The sequence below is a fragment of the Acinetobacter sp. CAU_H_29a_1 genome (assembly GCF_058599505.1).
In genome coordinates, this window is sequence record NZ_CM178655.1 from 1,050,075 (window position 1) to 1,067,947 (window position 17,873).

Genomic DNA, 17,873 nt, shown 5'->3' on the forward strand with positions numbered 1-17,873 from the left:
ATTTTAAGTCCTTGTATTCTGCAAATAATAATGAAAATTTAAGCATTTCTTTAGATGAGTGTGCATCTGAATATTCAGATTTATGATACTATTTGCCATCCATTTTTAAGCTTAACTTACACAAAACATTTTTTGTTAAGTTGGGAGTTGTAATCTTGCTGATTGATACGCGTGTATCTTGGTCTGTTCTGATCCTTGCTGTTCTGTGTCTAATTTTTCCATTTTTAGCTGATCTGCAGTTTCCACTTTTAGGTGGTGCTGTTGTACGTGGCGTGGAAAATATTCAAGCGTTACTTTTATTGATATTTGCTGTATTTAGCTATTGTTACATGCAACCGATGCATCTTCCTGATGGTAAAAAGTATTTTTGGATCTGGGCTGTGCTGTGGTGGTTACTTTTGTTTGGACGTAGCACCAGTTGGGGGAGAGACTATTTCCCTGAAATCCCAAAAGTATATTTTCGTGGCATCTCGGTAGTTTTGATTGGTTCAGTCGTATTTATGTTGTTGGTTAAACCATTGCGCGATGAGATTGCGATAAAAATGAAGAACATTACGATACCTGCTTGGGCAATGCTGCTCACGGTGTTGGGTTTGATTATTTCTGACGGCATTGAACACAGTCGCATTTATGGTGGAATTTTCTTACATCAGATTGCTTATAAAGACCTTATGGAGGAGCTATATGAGTTTCCTTTAATATTGGGCTTGTTTATGGTGGCATTTCATATTATGCGGCACGATAAGCAAGAGATCGATCAGTAAGTCCAAAGATAGGCAAGACATGGCTTAAAGCTCTCAAAAATGAGGGCTTTTTTGCATTTTATGCAACGCTGATAGGGAATGTGATGGAGCTGTAAATGTACATCCTATACATGTGTAAAAAATAACCCCTAAATTAAAGAAAATTAACGAGATTAACTGTGGTGACGTGACACAAAAATCAGAGTGTTTATGCTATAATTTACGGCTATATTTCAGTTTTTAGTTTAGTATTTTGAACTAATAATTTTGCAAGTTTTACGACATATAAATGCAAACGGTTTTACGTTTGTAGAATAAGGAGTATGCATGAGCGTATCGGAAATCAGACCGATTGCGATTGAGGATGAACTCAAGAACTCGTATCTTGACTATGCAATGAGCGTGATTGTTTCTCGTGCTTTGCCAGATGTTCGAGATGGTCTAAAACCTGTTCATCGTCGTGTGCTTTATGCAATGCACGAATTGGGTAATGACTACAACAAAGCTTATAAAAAGTCTGCCCGCGTGGTTGGTGATGTGATCGGTAAATATCACCCACACGGTGATTCTGCTGTTTATGAAACCATTGTTCGTATGGCTCAAGACTTTAGCTTGCGTTATCAATTGGTTGATGGTCAGGGGAACTTTGGTTCGGTCGATGGCGATAGCGCAGCTGCGATGCGTTATACCGAAGTTCGTATGCGTAAGTTGACTCATGAAATCCTTGCCGATCTTGAAAAAGATACGGTGGATTGGGAAGACAACTACGACGGCTCTGAACGTATTCCGCAAGTGATGCCAACGCGTATTCCTAACTTACTGATTAACGGTACTACAGGTATTGCTGTGGGTATGGCGACCAATATGGCGCCGCACAATATGACTGAAGTAGTGAACGCTTGTTTGGCCTATGCTGAAAACCCAAATATTTCAATTGAAGGATTGATGGAATATATTTCGGGTCCAGACTTTCCTACAGGTGGCATTATTTACGGTAAAGCGGGCATTGTTGATGCTTACCGTACGGGTAAAGGTCGTTTGCATATTCGTGGTAAATACCACTTTGAAGAAGACCAAAAAACAGGTCGTACCACGATCGTTTTCACAGAAATTCCATATCAAGTCAACAAAGCGAAAACCATTGAACGTATCGCTGAGTTGGTAAAAGAGAAAAAACTGGAAGGTATTTCTGAGCTACGTGATGAATCTGACAAAGACGGGATGCGTATTGCCATTGACTTAAAGCGTGGTGAAAACGCTGAAGTTGTGGTAAATAACTTATTCCAAAACACGCAGTTGGAAAACTCTTTCAGCATTAACATGGTGTGCTTAGACAACGGCCAGCCAAAGTTAATGAACTTGAAAGACATTGTTGCGGCATTTATTCGTCACCGTCAAGAAGTAGTGACGCGTCGTACCATGTTTGAATTGCGCAAAGCACGTGAACGTGGCCATATTTTAGAAGGTTTGACGGTAGCATTAGCAAATATTGATGCGATCATTGAAACCATTAAAACTTCTGCAAACCCAGCTGAGGCGCGTGAGCGTTTACAAGCAGGTGAGTGGGCAGCAGGCAATGTAATTGCACTGCTTGAAAAAGCAGGTTCTGTTTCTGTACGTCCAGACGAAATTGAAGGTGAAGATCCAAGTCGTCCGTTTGGTTTAGATGGTCAGATATATCGTTTATCGCCTGCGCAAGTTGGTGCGATTCTTGAACTTCGTTTGCACCGTTTAACGGGTCTTGAACAAGACAAGTTACAAGCTGAATATACTGAAATTTTAGGTCAAATTGCTGAACTTACAGCTATTTTAAATGACTTCAATTTATTGATGGCAGTGATTAAAGAAGAATTAGCTTTAATTTTGCAACAATACGGTGATGCTCGTCGTACCGCAATTGTTGAGTCTCGTATTGACTTCTCGCGTGAAGATTTAATTCCTGAAGAGCAAGTGGTACTGACTGTTTCAAAAACAGGTTATGCGAAAACTCAACCACTTTCAGACTATGCTGCGCAGCGTCGTGGTGGACGTGGTAAATCTGCGACCTCGATGAAAGAAGATGACTACATCCAGCATCTGATTGTGACCTCTAACCATGCCACAGTGTTGTGCTTTACCAATGTTGGTAAAGTCTATCGCCTGAGAGTGTTTGAAGTGCCTCAAGCATCGCGTGGTTCAAAAGGTCGCCCAATGGTGAACTTATTGCCACTGGATGCCGATGAGACAATCACAGCAATTCTTCCTGTGATTGATGCGCCGAAGAAATTTAAAGAACGCTTAGCTGAGTTCAAAAACTTTGTGCGTAGCAATATCGCGACATTACGTGAAAATAGTATTATCGATGCGCATTATGAAGCGTTAAAAGCTTCATTCGATGAGTTGGCTGAAGATGCTGATGAGCTCTCTGATGCATTACGTAAGCAATTGAAAGAGTTGGGTGTTGAGCTTTCAACAACAGATTTGGACAATGAAACAGTTGTTGAATTTGCTGATCTTGCAGAGAAAATGCGGAAGAACTTCTTTGTATTTATGGCAACTGCATCTGGTACAGTCAAGCGTGTTGAATTAGAACAATTTAGTAATGTTCGTTCAAACGGTTTACGTGCAATTGAGCTGAAAGAAGAAGATACCTTGATAGGTGTTGCAATCACCGATGGCGAACAGCAAATCATGTTGTTCTCCAATGAAGGTAAGGCAATTCGCTTCTCTGAAACTGATGCACGTGTGATGGGACGTACTGCAAAAGGGGTACGTGGTATGCGCGTCACTTTAGCTGCAGCTCAGGCCGAAGATGATGTTGAAACCGACACAGATTCAGATGATGAAGAATCTTCTGATTTAAATGTGGCAAGCCGTATTGTTTCATTGGTTGTTGTGCCTGAAACTGGCGAAGTACTGTGTGCTTCTGCAAATGGTTATGGTAAACGTACGCCAGTTGATGACTTCCCAACCAAGAAACGTGGTGGTAAAGGTGTTATTGCCATCAAAACATCTGAACGTAACGGTGAGTTGGTAGGTGCGGTTGCCATTGATGAATCTAAAGAGTTGATGTTGATTTCTGATGGCGGTACTTTAGTTCGTACTCGTGCCTCTGAAGTTGCTAGAACAGGGCGTAATGCACAAGGTGTACGTCTGATTCGTTTAGGTAATGAAGAAATCTTGGTCGGTGTTGTTGCAGTGGAAGCCGTTGAAGTCGAAGACGATATTTTAGATGCTTCTATCGAGACTGCCGAAGAAACTGTAGTTGACGAAGTAAATGTAGATGCATCTGAAAATACAACAGATACCAATACATCGAACGAAGACTAACTGAATGAACAAGAAAAGGGCGCTTCGGCGTCCTTTTTCATATTGGCGATGACCTAGTGGCGGAGAAGATTTTATGAAAGAAAAATTACTGGTTTTGAGTTGTGCGTTGGCTTTAACAGCATGTGATAAATTGGGACAACAGGCATTGGATTCGATCCCAAATCCGAGTCCTGCTCAAGAGAAAGCAGCTCAGCAAGCTTATCAAGCCTTTACTCAGGGCGATTTTCCGCAGCTCTATACTTATTTTGAGCCAGAGTTACAGCGTGAATTTAAAACTCATGAAAAAGACATGCGAAAATTTGCAAAATCGATTCCTAAACAAGCCATAACGACTCAAAAAATTGTATCGAAACACATTGAAAAATCGACGGAAAAACCAAGTTTGTATGCAGTTACCTATGAGTATGCTTATAGCAATAAAAACCTAGTTCAATACGATGTTGGTTTTGACAAAGCCGGCGGAAGCACAAAAATTCGCAGCTTTGATGTCAAACTTTATGGGGCTTCAACGGATTAAATTGGTAGGATTGCTATCAATAGGTTCTAAAATTTAGCGATGCTTGAGACGCCAATAAGCAAATGCTGCGCACGCTATACCAAACACAAAGAGATACAGTAGTTTCGGCAGAATAAGTGTAGTTGGTACACCCATTTGGTTCAGTTGAATAAACATTTGAATCCCTTGGGTCGATGGCAAAACATTGCCCAAGTATTGCATCCAAGCGGGCATTGCGGCGTGTGGCCATGCTGTTCCTGAAAGTAGAAATAGCGGAATAGAGGTAAATACAATGACATGTCCTGCACGCTCAGGCATATCGAAAAATGTTGAAATCAACATGCCTAAAGCCACGATACAGCCTATAAAAATCGGCACGGCCAGTAACATGCCACTAAAATTTCCCCCATGTGGGTAGTCATTTAACCAATAAATAAAGCCAAATAAATATAAACAACCGAGCATACCAATGGTCAGAATGGCGCAAAAAATCGCAAAAAATTCTGTCGTCGTTGGTCGCCATTTCTGTTCGCGGTATCCGGCCAATAACATCCCTAAACCGAGCACGATGGTTTGATGAATAATCAGCGGAGCAATAGCGGGGAAAATATAACTGCCATAACCCGACATGGTGTTAAAAAGCGGCGTTTGATGAATGGAAATGGCTGGTGAAAAGTGTGAAATATTGCCAAATTTTTCCATGTGTTCGCGTACAGCATTTTCAATTGAGGTAGCGAGACCTAGCCCAATTTGTTTGGTTTTTAAAAAGTTTGCCGCGCTGAGATAGAGCCCAATCCCACCGACTTCGCCATGCCGAAGACTATTGGAAAGATTTTCGGGTAAGAGCAAAATACCATCGGCTTGCTGTTGTTTAATCATATTTTCAGCATCGAGAAAATTGCCCGTCACAGCTTTCACTTCAACATTTGGACTGAGCGAAACTTGCTGAATGATGTTATTGGTCACGATACTTTGTTCTTCATCCACAATCACAATGGGCAAAGCTTCTGCTTGCTGTGCTTTGTAGGCAGTCGGATAGAAAACACTATAGAAAATCACCGAGAGGATGAGCGTGGTTAAAATCGACTGATTGGCGATAATGTCTTTAAATGTCTTGAGGTAATAGTGCAAAAATGACTTCATGACACTGCTCCTTTGCTTCGTTTTTTGAGCAGCAGGACAGAGGTCACAGCGTAAAAGACCACATAGAGGATAAGTATGAGTAAAGGCAATAGCGATGAACTGATTGGGCTACCAATGACCCATTGTTCGGTTTGTAGTTTGGCATAAGGTGTGTAAGGGATAATATTGGCCCAAAATTTGGTAAACAGTGGTGCGTTATTTAAGGGGAGAGTCACTCCTGCAAAACTGAGCGAAGAGCCGCCATACACAGCAATTAAACCAAAGGTTTTAGATAAGTTGTTGGTGGCTAGAACAATGGTGCTACTGATTAAGGCATAGGCACTATAAAATAAAAGCTGTCCCAACATGATCAACCAAAGTTGACCTGCAATAAACCAACCGCGAATCTCAATCAGCCAAAACATCCACGCCCATGTCCATAAGCTAAAAATAAGTACATAGGTCAGGTTTTTCGTGAGGATAGCTTTAAAAGCGGATTGATTGTTTAGCCAGTTTTGCGTTGTATGAAACTTAAATTCTTGACCGACTGAAAATGCGACACAACAGCAGAGCAATAAATGCAAAATCGCAGGAATCATAAAGGGTTCTAAATAGAACTCATAACTCAAATTTGGGTTGTATAAGGTCGAAATTTTAACGTGTGGTGTAGGTACATCTAAATAAGGGATCGTATTTTCTAAATAGCTTTCACCAGCATAGTCTGCCATGGCTTCAACTGTACTGAGTAACATGGCTGATGAAATGGTGTTACCCACACTAAAGTAACTTTGGTTATAGGCGATGCTGATTTCAGCATCTTTAGCTTGAACAAAACGTTGTTCGGCGCCATTGGGAATACTGACGTAACCCCAAACTTTGGTTTGGTTCAGCAGCTTTTCAACTTCGGTATTTTGATCACTGACGATGGCGACATCTAAGGTATGGTTGAGTCTTAAATAGCGTTGTATGTTTTGGCTCAGCTCACTTTGGTCTTGGTCAATAATTGCAATAGGCAAATGTTCAGGCTTGCCTTGGGCAAACATGCTGGAAAACAGCACGATAATAAACAGTGGGGCAAGCGTGACTAAACATAGATCCCACTTATGCTTGAGTAAATAGTTCAGTTCCCGCAGTAGCCCGCTTAGCATTATTTGCTCTCTTTGACTTTAAACAACACACTCATGCCAACTTTTAGGTCTGGAATGGCTTGCGCAGGCGTCAAATGGACTTTAAAGCTACGAATGTCATAGCCTCCTGTTTGGCGTGTGGTCTTAATGGTGGCAAATTCGCCTTCGGCATCAATATTCTTAATATTAAAGTTGGTGTGTAGATTTAAGGCTGGAATAAAGCCTTCAATTTGTTTTGCCTGATAGATGTTGGCATATTGGTCTTCACGAATATTCAGTGATACCCAAAGCTCGCGATCTTGAATAATACTGACAATCGGTACCCCCATCGCCACCAATTCAGAGGGTTTGCCATAAGTTTTAGAGACAGTACCGTCAATGGGCGAGAGTAGTTTGGTTTCAGCTTCAAGTGCATTGACTTCAGCAACAGCTGCTTTTGCAATTTGCACTTGTGCATCTGCTGAACTTTTTTGCTGTGGGGTGCTACCACGTTCAGCCCGAGCATATTGTTGATATGCTGCTTCTGTCATTTGAGCGGCTGATTGCGCCGCAGCATGCATTTCATCGCGACGTTGGCGTGAGATGACACCTTGTTGGTATAAGTTAGCCCCACGTTGATAGGTGGTTTGTGCCAAAGTTTGCTGTGCTTTCAGTGCTTGCCAGTTAGCGTATAAACTCGCAATATTTTCTTCCTGAGAGCCACGGTCAGCGGTGGATTGGAGTGCTAAAGCAGCCTGTAAGCTGGCCAGTGCTTGCTGTTTTTTGGCATCGACTTCAGGGCTATACAGTCGAACGAGTTCTTGGTTTTTACTGATCTTCTGTCCGTCATGGACATAAATTTCATCAATTCGACTGGGCACTTTGGTACTGACATGGATCGTTTCTGCCTCAACCCGACCTTGGATTTCAACCGTTTTCGGTTGATAGGCCTTCCACAGTCCAAAAGCAATCACGATGAATAGAATAATAAGAGCAAGGCCCCCAATTAGCTTGATCGCTTTGGACTTTTGTTCTGTGTTCGTATTGACTGATGCTGGCTCAGTCTGTTCGCTCTCAGTCTGTGCCTGCTCTTGAGTATCATTTGTGGTTAATTCCTCTGTTGATGGCACCGCTTGATCTTCTTGTTTTTCAGGTTTTTGCGGATCAGATTGGTTTTGATCTTGATTCATTAAATGGCTCTCATCAAAGAATTAACGAATAAATCGCGTATTGGGTTGCAGAAAATAGGTTTGGAACTGATGGATCGAACCATGACTTTGTAGAAGCGTCGCCAGTGACATGACATATTTATAGGCATTCAGTGCGGTTTCTGCTTTTAAGGCGCTGAGCATATTTTGTGCATCGATCACTTGGGTCGCTGTTCCCATATCTTCTTTAAAGGACAGTTCTTGTATACGTAAATTTTCTTGCGCTGCTTTTATATTTTGCTGTAATAACTGATCACTTTGCTGCGCTGTGGTGGCTTCGCTATACGATTTATAAATCACATTTTCAATTTCTTGTTTAGTCCGTGCTGTCATCAGTTCAGAAGCGTAGCGTTGTAACTCTGCTGCTTGGACATTTTTGTTTTTATCAATGCCTGAAAACAGATTGTACTGTGCGGCTAAGCCAACGATCCAGTTATTTTTATCGTCCAGACTATATTCACCAAAGGCAAAAATATGGGGTTTCTTGGCGGCGTTTTGTGCCGTGACATTGGCTTGTGCCAGTTGGGTGTCCATTTGCAGTTTTTGTACTAAAGCCGATTGATCTGCATATGACTTGAGTAGGGTATTTAAATCTTGGTTTTGGGTACTGTTAATAAAGAGTGGTGTGGTGAGCTCAGTAATTTGGCTGCTTTGTAAAAGGTTATTCAGTTGAAATAAACTGGCTTTTAAATTGGCCTGACTGGCTTGCTCACTGCGCTGTGCATTGTTTTTTGCCACTTCAAATTGCATGCGCTGGCCTTTACTAATAAAGCCCTGTTGTTCAAGTTTAAGTGCATTGTCATAGTGTTTTTGCATTGCATGCCAATTATATTGGCTAGACGCGAGTAACTGTTTTTGCAGTTGAACATTGAAATAGGCTTGAATCAGCTCAAAGCGTTGTAGGTCTTGCTGTTGTTTTGTATTGAGTTCGCTACGTTTTGCTTTGATATTGGCGACTTGTTTCGCACTTGAGGTTAACCCACCTGTATAAAGCGGCATCATTGCAGAAATCGTCGGGCGTATGACTTGATCTTCTAAGGTAATTTGAGAGTTATCTGGAATAAGCCCGACACCATTATGGATGGTCTGATTAATACCTTCTTTTAACGGGTCAGAAATATTAGGTGGCAGATTTTGTTGATTTATACGGTCATTAATGTTTTGAGAAAGTGTGTGTTCTAAATTATTTTTGAGTGCACCAAGAGGCACATCGAGCTCATTATGAAAAGCATAGGCACGTACGTTCAGATCGATACGGGGGAGCCCCAAACCTTTGACCGCTTCAGCTTCTAGTTTTGAGGCTTGTTGTAAGGCTTGGGTGGCCTGTGTGCTATACGAGTCTTGTAACACACTTTGCTCAGCTTGTTGATAGCTGATAGATGCAGCAAAAGTTGTCGAGCTGATTCCGAGACTGAGACCGAACATGCTTAATGACAAGATTGATGGCAGTGATGTACGCAATAAGAATTTGTTGGCTGGTGTATTAAGCATGTTGAATAGTCTTTGTGGCATGAGCACGACTCTTTTCTATGTTTTTGCACATTATACGCATAATCTAACTGTTCTGAATGCTGACTCAGTTACTGAATTGTTTAATTTGCAAATGTATATCAATAGATTAGCGACATTTTTAAGCAAAGGAAATGCTTTCGTTTGAGCTTAGGTGAATGGGAAAGCGCTGTTGTAATTGATTGAGCAGTGCTGAGTTAAAACTGGATCATTGATCTTGATTGAGTTTTTGACTGTAAAGGTGAGATTACATTGAAATATTTTCAGTTGAATTTACTGCAAGCACTGGCTATCTGTGGTTAAATGCCATCATTTTATTGTGTTTCACTTTGAAAGGAAAAATCATGCGCGCGTACAACTTCTGTGCTGGTCCTGCTGCATTACCTACTGCCGTTTTAGAAAAAGCACAAGCTGAAATGCTTGATTGGCAAGGCAAGGGTCTTTCCATCATGGAAATGAGTCACCGTAGTAAAGACTATGTTGCTGTGGCTGAAAAAGCAGAAGCAGATTTACGTAAACTCATGAACATTCCAGAGAACTATAAAGTCTTGTTCCTTCAAGGTGGTGCTTCACTTCAGTTCTCCGCGATTCCTTTAAACTTGTTGGGTAAAAACAGCAAAGCGGACTATATCCATACTGGAATTTGGTCTGAGAAAGCACTAAAAGAAGCGCAGCGCTATGGCGATATCAACGTCATTGAAGCGGGTACGCAAATTGATGGAAAACTTGCCATTGCAGACTCAAGCACTTGGAACTTATCTCAAGATGCGGCTTATGTGCATTATGTAGACAATGAAACGATTGGTGGTCTTCAGTTTGCGGCTATTCCAGAAACCAATGCACCATTGGTTGCGGATCTGTCTTCAAGTATTTTGTCTGCACCTGTTGATGTCACTAAATTTGGTATCATCTATGCAGGCGCGCAAAAGAACATTGGCCCAGCGGGTTTAACCTTGGTTATTGTTCGTGAAGATCTGCTAGATCAAGCTAAACCTGAAATTCCAAGCATCTTGAAATACGCTTCACAAGCGAAGAATGATTCGATGGTCAATACGCCGTCGACCTATGCTTGGTACTTATCTGGTCTGGTATTTGAATGGTTGCTTGAACAAGGTGGTGTTGAGGCGATTCATAAAGTGAACCTTGAAAAGGCGAAACTGCTTTATGGTTATATCGATGCAAGCGATTTTTATGCAAATCCAATTGCTGTGCAAAACCGTTCAATTATGAATGTGCCGTTTACTTTGGCGAATCCAGATTTGGAAAAACTTTTCCTGAAAGAAGCTGAAGAAAACCATTTGTTGAACCTTGCGGGTCACCGCTCAGTTGGTGGGATGCGCGCAAGTATTTATAACGCGGTTCCTCTAGAAGGCGTGCAAGCCCTAGTGAATTTTATGGATGACTTTGCGAAACGCAATGCTTAAGTCATAGAAATAAAAAAGCCCATCAAACGATGGGCTTTTTTATTGGTTTTTTAACAGATTATCTAAAACAATCGTGACATTTTGGTGTCATACCAATAAATCATTCATTTTATTTATCGCTTAGTAAGGACGCCCACCTGCAAGACTAATACGTTTGAGTAAGCGACGTTGATCGACCGGAAAGGGGCGACGTGAATGTAGTGTCACCTGATTATCCCAAAAGACAATATCTCCAGTTTCCCAGTGATGTTCATAGCGAAACTCAGGTTTGAGGATATGCGTACGAAGTGCAGCAATCAGTTCACTGCCTTCGGTATCATCGACATTGAGTAATTCAACTTCCGAACGGGTATTGAGCCAAAGCGCTTTACGCCCAGATTCTGGATGTGTGCGGACTAAGGGATGAGGATAGGCATGACCTAAAATGGGTTGATCTTTAAAGCGATAATAAGGGCTGTCGCCATAACCCGTATTGCCTGTATTACTTTGCGCACGGACGAATGGGTTATAAGTAATCAGCTGTAGCTGGTCGATCTGCTTTTTGACGTCATCGGGAAGCGCATCATAGGCTTTGATGGTATTGAACCAAGAGGTTTGTCCACCGTCTTGAGGAAGCTCAAGGGCATAGAGCAGAGAGCCAAAAGAGGGAAGAGGTGTCCACTGGTGATCGGCATGTGGGGTGAGTTCGCCATGACCAGTATAGTCGCCTTGACCGACCGCATTAGAAACAGGAACCACATCGGGTGGAACACCAGTGTCAGTCTGGCTAGCCAGCACTGGATTGTCTGCACTTGGGCGGAAAATAGAACCAAAATAGCTGGCAAAGGCTAAATATTGCAGATCATCCAAAGTTTGGTTTTTAAAAATTAAAAGTAGATGTTCAGCCAAAGCTTCTTTCAAGCGATAGATGGTCTCTCCTGCTTGGGCTTTACGGGCATCTAAACCAAAAACCACAGCACCTAAGGCTTCTTCCGCCAGTGGGATAATTTGTATTTCTTCTGGATTTTGAAATTGTTCAGGTTGATGCCAACGCTGGGCATCATGAATCGCTTGTGAAAGTTGAGTTAATGCGGTCATTTTGATTATTTTCTCTAGATATGCGGTCTAGAGAAAATGTAATCAAAATATGTGTAATCTTAAAATTAAAAGAAGTTCTAAACTTATGAAAAAATTTAAAAAATACTAAGCTGATGATTATATTGCTTTTCTTTTATAATGAAATATTGAGCTCAAAATATGCAGATTTAATGAGCGCAAAATGCCTGATTAAAATACTCAAACAGGTCAGGCGTATTCAGCCAAAGGCTAATAGCCAGAGCAAACAACGCAATAATGCTAATGCCGATACCGCATTTGAGCCATAAAAATGAATTAGTCATGGACAACCGCCTTTTCATCGACAAAGAAATGTACCAGTACGCCAAAAACACTCAGAATAATAGAAAACAGCCAAATCAAGTCATAATTACCTGTCACGTCATGGTTCACACCACCTAGCCATCCACCGAAAAATGAACCAACTTGATGGGTAAAGAACACGATCCCGCTCAGCATGCTCAGATATTTAATACCAAACATATTGGCTACAATACCGTTGGTCAAAGGTACTGTAGATAACCATAATAAACCCATCACCACACCAAAGCTATAGATGGTGAATGTGCTGAGCGGGAGCATTAAAAAGGCAATAATTGCAATGCCTCTGAGCCCATATAAGCCCATCAGTAACTTTGGTTTAGAATATTTCCCACCTAGCCAACCAGCAGTGTAGGTGCCAACGATATTAAATAAACCGACCAGCGCTAAGAAAACAGTTCCTGTGGTTGCATTAAAACCATGGTCAATCAAATAGCCAGGTAAATGGATACCTATAAAGACGACTTGGAAGCCACAGACCAAAAAACCAAGTGATAGGAACCAAAACGGTTTATGATTTTTCGCAATCACTAAGATATCTTTAAAGCTGAGCTGAACTTGGTTGGTTGACGCATTCGGTACAACAAAGGCGGGAGCTTTGAGCATCCAAGCCAGTGGAACAATCATCGCAATTAAAAGTGCACTAACGACCAACGCCGCAGACCAGCCAAAGTTTTGTAACAGTAGTAAGGTTGACGGCAGCATAATGAACTGCCCAAAAGAACCCGCTGCACTGGCAATACCCATAGCAAGGCTACGTTTTTCAGGCGGTGCAGCACGACCCACCGCGGATAACAATACAGAGAAAGAGGTCGCAGATAATGCTAGGCCCAAAATAAGACCGACACTTAAGTTGAGTAACCAACCCGTAGAGCTGACTGCCATGAGCAGCAAACCGATGGTATACAACACACCACCGACGGCAACCACGATTTTAGAGCCATATTTATCTGCTAATGCACCTGTAAAGGGCTGCGCAGCGCCCCAAATCAGGTTTTGCATCGCAATCGCTAGACTAAAAACATTATGTCCCCAGCCAAACTCATCACTCATAGGCACAAGGTAGAGTCCAAAGCCATGTCGGACACCTAGTGATAATGCCAGAATTATTGCACTTCCAATGAGCATATAAATCAGCGGTTTGGAAAAACGAGTTTCTGACATATTTCAACCAAAAAATGAGCTTAGAGTTCGCTATATTAAGTGAATTATTTGCTGAAATCGATGATAAAAAATTGACTATTTGATCAATAAAAACAATGAATATTCATGAAAAAAGACGACTTGGTGTCGTCTTTTTGGTAGTTGTTTGAAGCTTAGAATCGGTAGCCGACACCTGCATAAGCCAGAATGGGGTTAATTTCAATATCGGCTGTGGATTTGATCAGTTCACCGTGCGTAGCATCTTTGACGGTAATCGTGGTTTCATTTTTAAGATGAGCATAGGACACCGAGCCGACAGCAAACCATTTATCATTAAAGTCATAGGTGAAACCGACGGTTGCAATAGGGGCGAAGGCATCAGTTGCTTCTAGCTTAACTTTGGGATTGGCTGAACTCTTTTTCCCTTCAAGTGATGCGCCAGCATTTCCTTCTTTAATATTGGCAATCATATGACCTGCTGCAATCAAGTCTTTTTCAGTTTGTGGGTTAATTTCCAACTCATTAAAGTAGGCATACATCATTCCAACACCGACATAGGGGCGGAATTTATTTACCCCTGTTTTACCAAAGTGATATTGGAACTCGAAAGCAGGTGTCCACGCACGTGCAGATGCCGCAGGGCCGTGTGCTTCCAAATCGGTAATGAAAATATCATTTTCAAGTTCTAAATTTCCTAAAGCTCCGCCCATAGGTGTTGCAGTTGCTGAAAAAGGCGCATAAATTTTTCCTTTACCTTGTAAATCGACTTTCGGTGGAATCCCTGCTTTCATTTCAAAAGAAATATTGTCGGTAAAAAAGTAATTGGTCATGATGCCCAATGTGGTGACATCATCGGCTTCTAAACCCGTACCTGGATTATCCCATTGACTGAGTCCACGGATTTCAGCAGTCCCACTTAATGCTGAGGGGACATCAGCATTAATTAAAGCAAGCCCATCAAGAGTAGCCTTTAAGAGAGGATTGACGCTACTTCCTGGCTTGATATTGTCGAGCACCGTTTGTGCTTTGATATCTCCAACTTTTGCAGTTTCGCCTTCTTTAACCGATGTGTTAACTCGGAAGGGTTGAGCTTTACCTTGTGGCATAACGTGCAAAGCACCGACCGATACAGAAAAGCGTTTAAATCCATCACCATCTTGTAGACTAAAATAAGGTGAATCTGCATGTGTGAGCATAGGTAAAGCAGCAATAGACGTTGCTACACAAAGCAATGTTTTTTTCATTCTGGGACTCCATGTCCAAATTAACTATTCGTTTTTATAGAGCGTATTATTAAGGTTGCTGCTACGATAAAGCTGTTGTTTTTGAAGGAGATGTGTTTTTGACATTTGTGAATGTCAAAACCCGTTTTGTGTGATCGTGTTACTAGCTTGCAATCTTTGTTACAGATGAATGAATGTAATAGAAAGCTACTGTTGGGTGTTTTTTGGTTCTAGCTGTTTGTAAAATAAAGAATAAATTTCAAATTCAATATTTGTTTAGTCATAAAAAAGACCACCAGTAGGTGGTCTTTTTGACAGGTGGCATCATATTTCATGCCAATGACATCATTTAAGACTGAAAACGTGATAAATCTTCTTCAGGACGTGCAGTTAACACTTCAACCCCGTTTTTAGTGACCAACAACGTATGTTCATACTGTGCAGACAAGCTATGGTCTTTGGTCACTACCGTCCATTTATCGCCCAGTAATTTAGTTTTCCAATCACCACCATTGACCATTGGTTCAATGGTAAAGGTCATGCCTTCTTCTAAAATCATGCCTGAGTTTGGTTGACCATAGTGTAAGACTTGAGGTTCGTCATGGAACACAGTTCCAATACCGTGACCACAGTATTCACGCACGACACCAAAACGTTCCGATTCGACATATTGTTGAATGGCATGACCAATGTCGCCAATGGTTGAACCCGGCTTCACTGTTGCTATTCCACGGTACATCGCTTCTTGTGCCACTTTACATAAACGATTCGCGAGAATAGACGTCTCGCCACCCACGATGTACATCATGTTGGTATCGCCGTGGAAACCATCTTTAATGACCGTCACATCAATATTTAAAATATCGCCTTTTTTCAACACTTTTGCATCTGAAGGAATGCCGTGACAGACCACATGGTTTACAGAAGTACAAATCACATGTTGGAAAGCAGGGCGACCTGGTGCTGCACCGTAACCTAAACATGCTGGAATCGCGTCTTGTTTATTGACAATATAATCGTGACAAATCGTATCTAACTCAAGTGTAGTCACACCTGGTTTAATATGTGGCTTGATCATATCCAAGACTTCAGCCGCCAGTCGTCCAGCCACACGCATCTTTTCGATGTCTTCAGCGCTTTTGATGAGTCGACGGGGTGCTTCGTAAGTACTGTTCATGATCTCTAAAAACTTTTGGAAATTTGTGTGTGACTATGGTATAAATAGCCGCCCATTTTATCAAATGCTTTTTCGTGAATAAATTTCACGGGCTTTGTGCGATGGGGCAATAAAATCCGCACATATATCGACACATTTCTCTGGGTGCCCGTTAGGGTGGAGGATGCGGATATATGGAGGCCTAACCCAAACTTTAAGGTAAAGAAAATGGCAGATTACAACGTAAGCATGCGCGACCTTCTTCAAGCAGGCGCACACTTCGGTCACCAAACACGTTTCTGGAACCCAAAGATGCGTCAATACATCTTTGGTGCGCGTAACAAAATTCACATCATCAACCTTGAGCACACTGTTCCTGCGTTAAATGATGCTTTGAACTTTGTTAACAACCTTGCTAGCAAAAAGAATAAAGTATTGTTTGTTGGTACGAAACGTGCTGCTTCTAACATCATCCGTGAACAAGCACAACGTGCTGGTCAACCATATGTTGATCACCGTTGGTTAGGTGGTATGTTGACGAACTGGAAAACACTTCGCCAATCTATCAACCGTCTTAAAGACCTTCAAACTCAATCTCAAGATGGTACTTTCGCTAAGCTTACTAAACGTGAAGCTTTAGAGCGTACTCGTGAGATGGAAAAACTTGAACGCGCTTTAGGCGGCGTTAAGAACATGGGTGGTTTACCTGACGCATTATTCGTAATCGACGTTGATCACGAAGCAATTGCAATTAAAGAAGCTAAAAACCTTGGTATTCCTGTAATCGGTATCGTTGATACAAACTCTAACCCAGATAACGTAGACTACGTTATTCCGGGTAATGACGATGCGATCCGTGCAGTTACTTTGTATGCTTCTGCTATGGCTGATGCGATTCTTGCTGGTAAAGAATATGCTCAATCACAAGCAAATGCACAAGCTAAAGTTGAAGAAGCTAAAGAAGCTCCTGAGGCTTAATGCGTTTGACGTAAGCTTGTCATTTTTGCGACATGTGATGGTGGCAAAGTAAGCGTCATGTATGCAGACGGCCCAAGAGACAGCTCTGGGCCGTTTCTGTTCTAAAAAGAATTCATTTTCTACCGTATTTAGGAGATTGACATGACTGCAGTTACAGCAAGCATGGTTAAAGAATTGCGTGATCGTACTGGTCTTGCAATGATGGAATGTAAAAAAGCATTAACAGAAGCGAATGGTGACATCGAATTAGCGATTGATAACCTTCGTAAATCTGGTCAAGCTAAAGCGGCTAAAAAAGCGGGTAACATTGCAGCTGATGGCGCAATCACTATCGCTCAAGACGGTAACAAAGCGCTTCTTTTAGAAGTAAACTGCCAAACTGACTTCGTTGCTAAAGACGAAAACTTTGCTGGTTTCTCTGCTCAAGTTGCTGCTGCTGCGTTAGCTGCTGGCGAAACTGATGCTGCTAAAATTGCTGAATTGAAACTTGAAGATGGTGCAACTGTAGAAGAAGCGCGTATTGCTCTTGTTCAAAAAATCGGTGAAAACATCCAAGTTCGTCGTGCTCAAATCATTGAAGGCGAAAACCTTGCAGTTTACAAACACGGTTTAAAAATCGGTGTTGTTGTATCTTACACAGGTGATGCTGCGACTGGTAAAGGTATTGCAATGCACGTTGCTGCGTTCAACCCAGTTGCTATCTCTGCTGAGGGTGTATCTGCTGAACTTATCGCTAAAGAGAAAGAAATTGCTGAAGCTAAAGCAATCGAATCTGGTAAGCCTGCAAACATCGTTGAGAAAATGGTCACTGGTTCAGTTGAGAAATACTTGAACGAAGTTGCTCTTGATCGTCAAATGTACGTAATCGACAACGACAAGAAAGTTGCGGACGTTCTTAAAGCAACTGGTACTACAGTTGTTCAATTTGCTCGCTTTGAAGTGGGTGAAGGTATTGAGAAAAAAGCTGAACTTTCTTTCGCTGAAGAAGTTGCTGCTGCTCAAGCTGCTGCAAAATAATTGAAAAATTATTTTGAGTAAAA

At 41.7% G+C, this 17,873-nt stretch carries 15 protein-coding genes; 6 read left to right on the top strand and 9 right to left on the bottom strand.

All coding sequences use genetic code 11. The features are described 5' to 3' along the window. The first annotated feature begins 155 nt into the window (after nt 1-155). From AC4MDD_RS05265 to AC4MDD_RS05275, 3 genes are all read left to right on the top strand, one after another. The gene (locus tag AC4MDD_RS05265) at nt 156-764 is read left to right on the top strand and encodes a hypothetical protein (RefSeq protein WP_491882406.1); all 609 of its coding nucleotides are present in this window, start codon (nt 156-158) and stop codon (nt 762-764) included. 306 nt (nt 765-1,070) lie between these two features. Further along, the gene (gene gyrA, locus AC4MDD_RS05270) at nt 1,071-4,052 is read left to right on the top strand and encodes a DNA gyrase subunit A (protein ID WP_491882407.1); all 2,982 of its coding nucleotides are present in this window, start codon (nt 1,071-1,073) and stop codon (nt 4,050-4,052) included. A gap of 73 nt (nt 4,053-4,125) precedes the next feature. Further along, complete coding sequence (locus AC4MDD_RS05275; protein ID WP_419276818.1) at nt 4,126-4,569, top strand: DUF3887 domain-containing protein; 444 nt, start codon at nt 4,126-4,128, stop codon at nt 4,567-4,569. A 33-nt stretch (nt 4,570-4,602) separates the two neighbouring features. On the opposite strand, the gene AC4MDD_RS05280 is transcribed toward AC4MDD_RS05275, so the two are convergent. Genes AC4MDD_RS05280 through AC4MDD_RS05295 form a run of 4 tightly spaced genes read right to left on the bottom strand, consistent with a single transcriptional unit; the run spans nt 4,603 to nt 9,496 of the window. Continuing rightward, the gene (locus tag AC4MDD_RS05280) at nt 4,603-5,691 is read right to left on the bottom strand and encodes an ABC transporter permease (RefSeq protein WP_279701517.1); all 1,089 of its coding nucleotides are present in this window, start codon (nt 5,689-5,691) and stop codon (nt 4,603-4,605) included. Further along, on the bottom strand, nt 5,688-6,818 hold the full coding sequence (locus tag AC4MDD_RS05285; protein ID WP_491882408.1) for an ABC transporter permease: 1,131 nt from the start codon (nt 6,816-6,818) through the stop codon (nt 5,688-5,690). The genes AC4MDD_RS05280 and AC4MDD_RS05285 overlap by 4 nt, the downstream gene beginning before the upstream one ends. Then, a complete protein-coding gene (locus tag AC4MDD_RS05290) occupies nt 6,818-7,966 on the bottom strand; it encodes an HlyD family secretion protein (RefSeq protein ID WP_491882409.1) in 1,149 nt (382 codons plus the stop codon). Before AC4MDD_RS05290 ends, AC4MDD_RS05285 begins: the two co-directional genes overlap by 1 nt. A gap of 21 nt (nt 7,967-7,987) precedes the next feature. Continuing rightward, entirely contained in the window at nt 7,988-9,496 is a 1,509-nt protein-coding gene (locus tag AC4MDD_RS05295; protein ID WP_114837179.1) for a TolC family protein, read from the bottom strand. A gap of 341 nt (nt 9,497-9,837) precedes the next feature. On the opposite strand from AC4MDD_RS05295, the gene serC reads away from it, so the two are divergent. Beyond that, complete coding sequence (serC, locus tag AC4MDD_RS05300; protein WP_004982544.1) at nt 9,838-10,917, top strand: 3-phosphoserine/phosphohydroxythreonine transaminase; 1,080 nt, start codon at nt 9,838-9,840, stop codon at nt 10,915-10,917. A gap of 120 nt (nt 10,918-11,037) precedes the next feature. On the opposite strand, the gene AC4MDD_RS05305 is transcribed toward serC, so the two are convergent. The 5 genes from AC4MDD_RS05305 to map form a co-directional block, all read right to left on the bottom strand. After that, nucleotides 11,038-11,994: a TauD/TfdA dioxygenase family protein gene (locus tag AC4MDD_RS05305; RefSeq protein ID WP_281963719.1), complete on the bottom strand. Its 957-nt coding sequence runs from the start codon at nt 11,992-11,994 to the stop codon at nt 11,038-11,040. A gap of 167 nt (nt 11,995-12,161) precedes the next feature. Further along, entirely contained in the window at nt 12,162-12,296 is a 135-nt protein-coding gene (locus tag AC4MDD_RS05310; protein ID WP_004982541.1) for a hypothetical protein, read from the bottom strand. Continuing rightward, nucleotides 12,289-13,497: an MFS transporter gene (locus AC4MDD_RS05315; RefSeq protein WP_236769713.1), complete on the bottom strand. Its 1,209-nt coding sequence runs from the start codon at nt 13,495-13,497 to the stop codon at nt 12,289-12,291. The genes AC4MDD_RS05310 and AC4MDD_RS05315 overlap by 8 nt, the downstream gene beginning before the upstream one ends. A gap of 152 nt (nt 13,498-13,649) precedes the next feature. Then, nucleotides 13,650-14,720 carry an OmpW/AlkL family protein gene (locus tag AC4MDD_RS05320; RefSeq protein WP_078426464.1) on the bottom strand — a complete coding sequence of 357 codons (1,071 nt, stop codon included), beginning with the start codon at nt 14,718-14,720 and terminating at the stop codon, nt 13,650-13,652. A gap of 328 nt (nt 14,721-15,048) precedes the next feature. Next, nucleotides 15,049-15,876, bottom strand: coding sequence for a type I methionyl aminopeptidase (gene map / locus AC4MDD_RS05325; protein WP_004695821.1), 828 nt, complete (start codon nt 15,874-15,876; stop codon nt 15,049-15,051). A 207-nt stretch (nt 15,877-16,083) separates the two neighbouring features. On the opposite strand from map, the gene rpsB reads away from it, so the two are divergent. Next, a complete protein-coding gene (gene rpsB / locus AC4MDD_RS05330) occupies nt 16,084-16,833 on the top strand; it encodes a 30S ribosomal protein S2 (RefSeq protein WP_004982536.1) in 750 nt (249 codons plus the stop codon). Nucleotides 16,834-16,974: 141 nt separating this feature from the next. Continuing rightward, entirely contained in the window at nt 16,975-17,850 is an 876-nt protein-coding gene (gene tsf, locus AC4MDD_RS05335) for a translation elongation factor Ts (RefSeq protein WP_004695824.1), read from the top strand. The last annotated feature ends 23 nt before the right edge of the window (nt 17,851-17,873 follow it).

Coding starts and splice junctions, on each gene's coding strand:
- AC4MDD_RS05305 (WP_281963719.1), bottom strand. CDS start 11,994: ATGACCGCATTAACTCAACTTTCACAAGCGATTCATGATGCCCAGCGT.
- serC (WP_004982544.1), top strand. CDS start 9,838: ATGCGCGCGTACAACTTCTGTGCTGGTCCTGCTGCATTACCTACTGCC.
- AC4MDD_RS05285 (WP_491882408.1), bottom strand. CDS start 6,818: ATGCTAAGCGGGCTACTGCGGGAACTGAACTATTTACTCAAGCATAAG.
- tsf (WP_004695824.1), top strand. CDS start 16,975: ATGACTGCAGTTACAGCAAGCATGGTTAAAGAATTGCGTGATCGTACT.
- AC4MDD_RS05295 (WP_114837179.1), bottom strand. CDS start 9,496: ATGCCACAAAGACTATTCAACATGCTTAATACACCAGCCAACAAATTC.
- AC4MDD_RS05310 (WP_004982541.1), bottom strand. CDS start 12,296: ATGACTAATTCATTTTTATGGCTCAAATGCGGTATCGGCATTAGCATT.
- AC4MDD_RS05275 (WP_419276818.1), top strand. CDS start 4,126: ATGAAAGAAAAATTACTGGTTTTGAGTTGTGCGTTGGCTTTAACAGCA.
- AC4MDD_RS05320 (WP_078426464.1), bottom strand. CDS start 14,720: ATGAAAAAAACATTGCTTTGTGTAGCAACGTCTATTGCTGCTTTACCT.
- map (WP_004695821.1), bottom strand. CDS start 15,876: ATGAACAGTACTTACGAAGCACCCCGTCGACTCATCAAAAGCGCTGAA.
- AC4MDD_RS05315 (WP_236769713.1), bottom strand. CDS start 13,497: ATGTCAGAAACTCGTTTTTCCAAACCGCTGATTTATATGCTCATTGGA.
- AC4MDD_RS05280 (WP_279701517.1), bottom strand. CDS start 5,691: ATGAAGTCATTTTTGCACTATTACCTCAAGACATTTAAAGACATTATC.
- rpsB (WP_004982536.1), top strand. CDS start 16,084: ATGGCAGATTACAACGTAAGCATGCGCGACCTTCTTCAAGCAGGCGCA.
- gyrA (WP_491882407.1), top strand. CDS start 1,071: ATGAGCGTATCGGAAATCAGACCGATTGCGATTGAGGATGAACTCAAG.
- AC4MDD_RS05290 (WP_491882409.1), bottom strand. CDS start 7,966: ATGAATCAAGATCAAAACCAATCTGATCCGCAAAAACCTGAAAAACAA.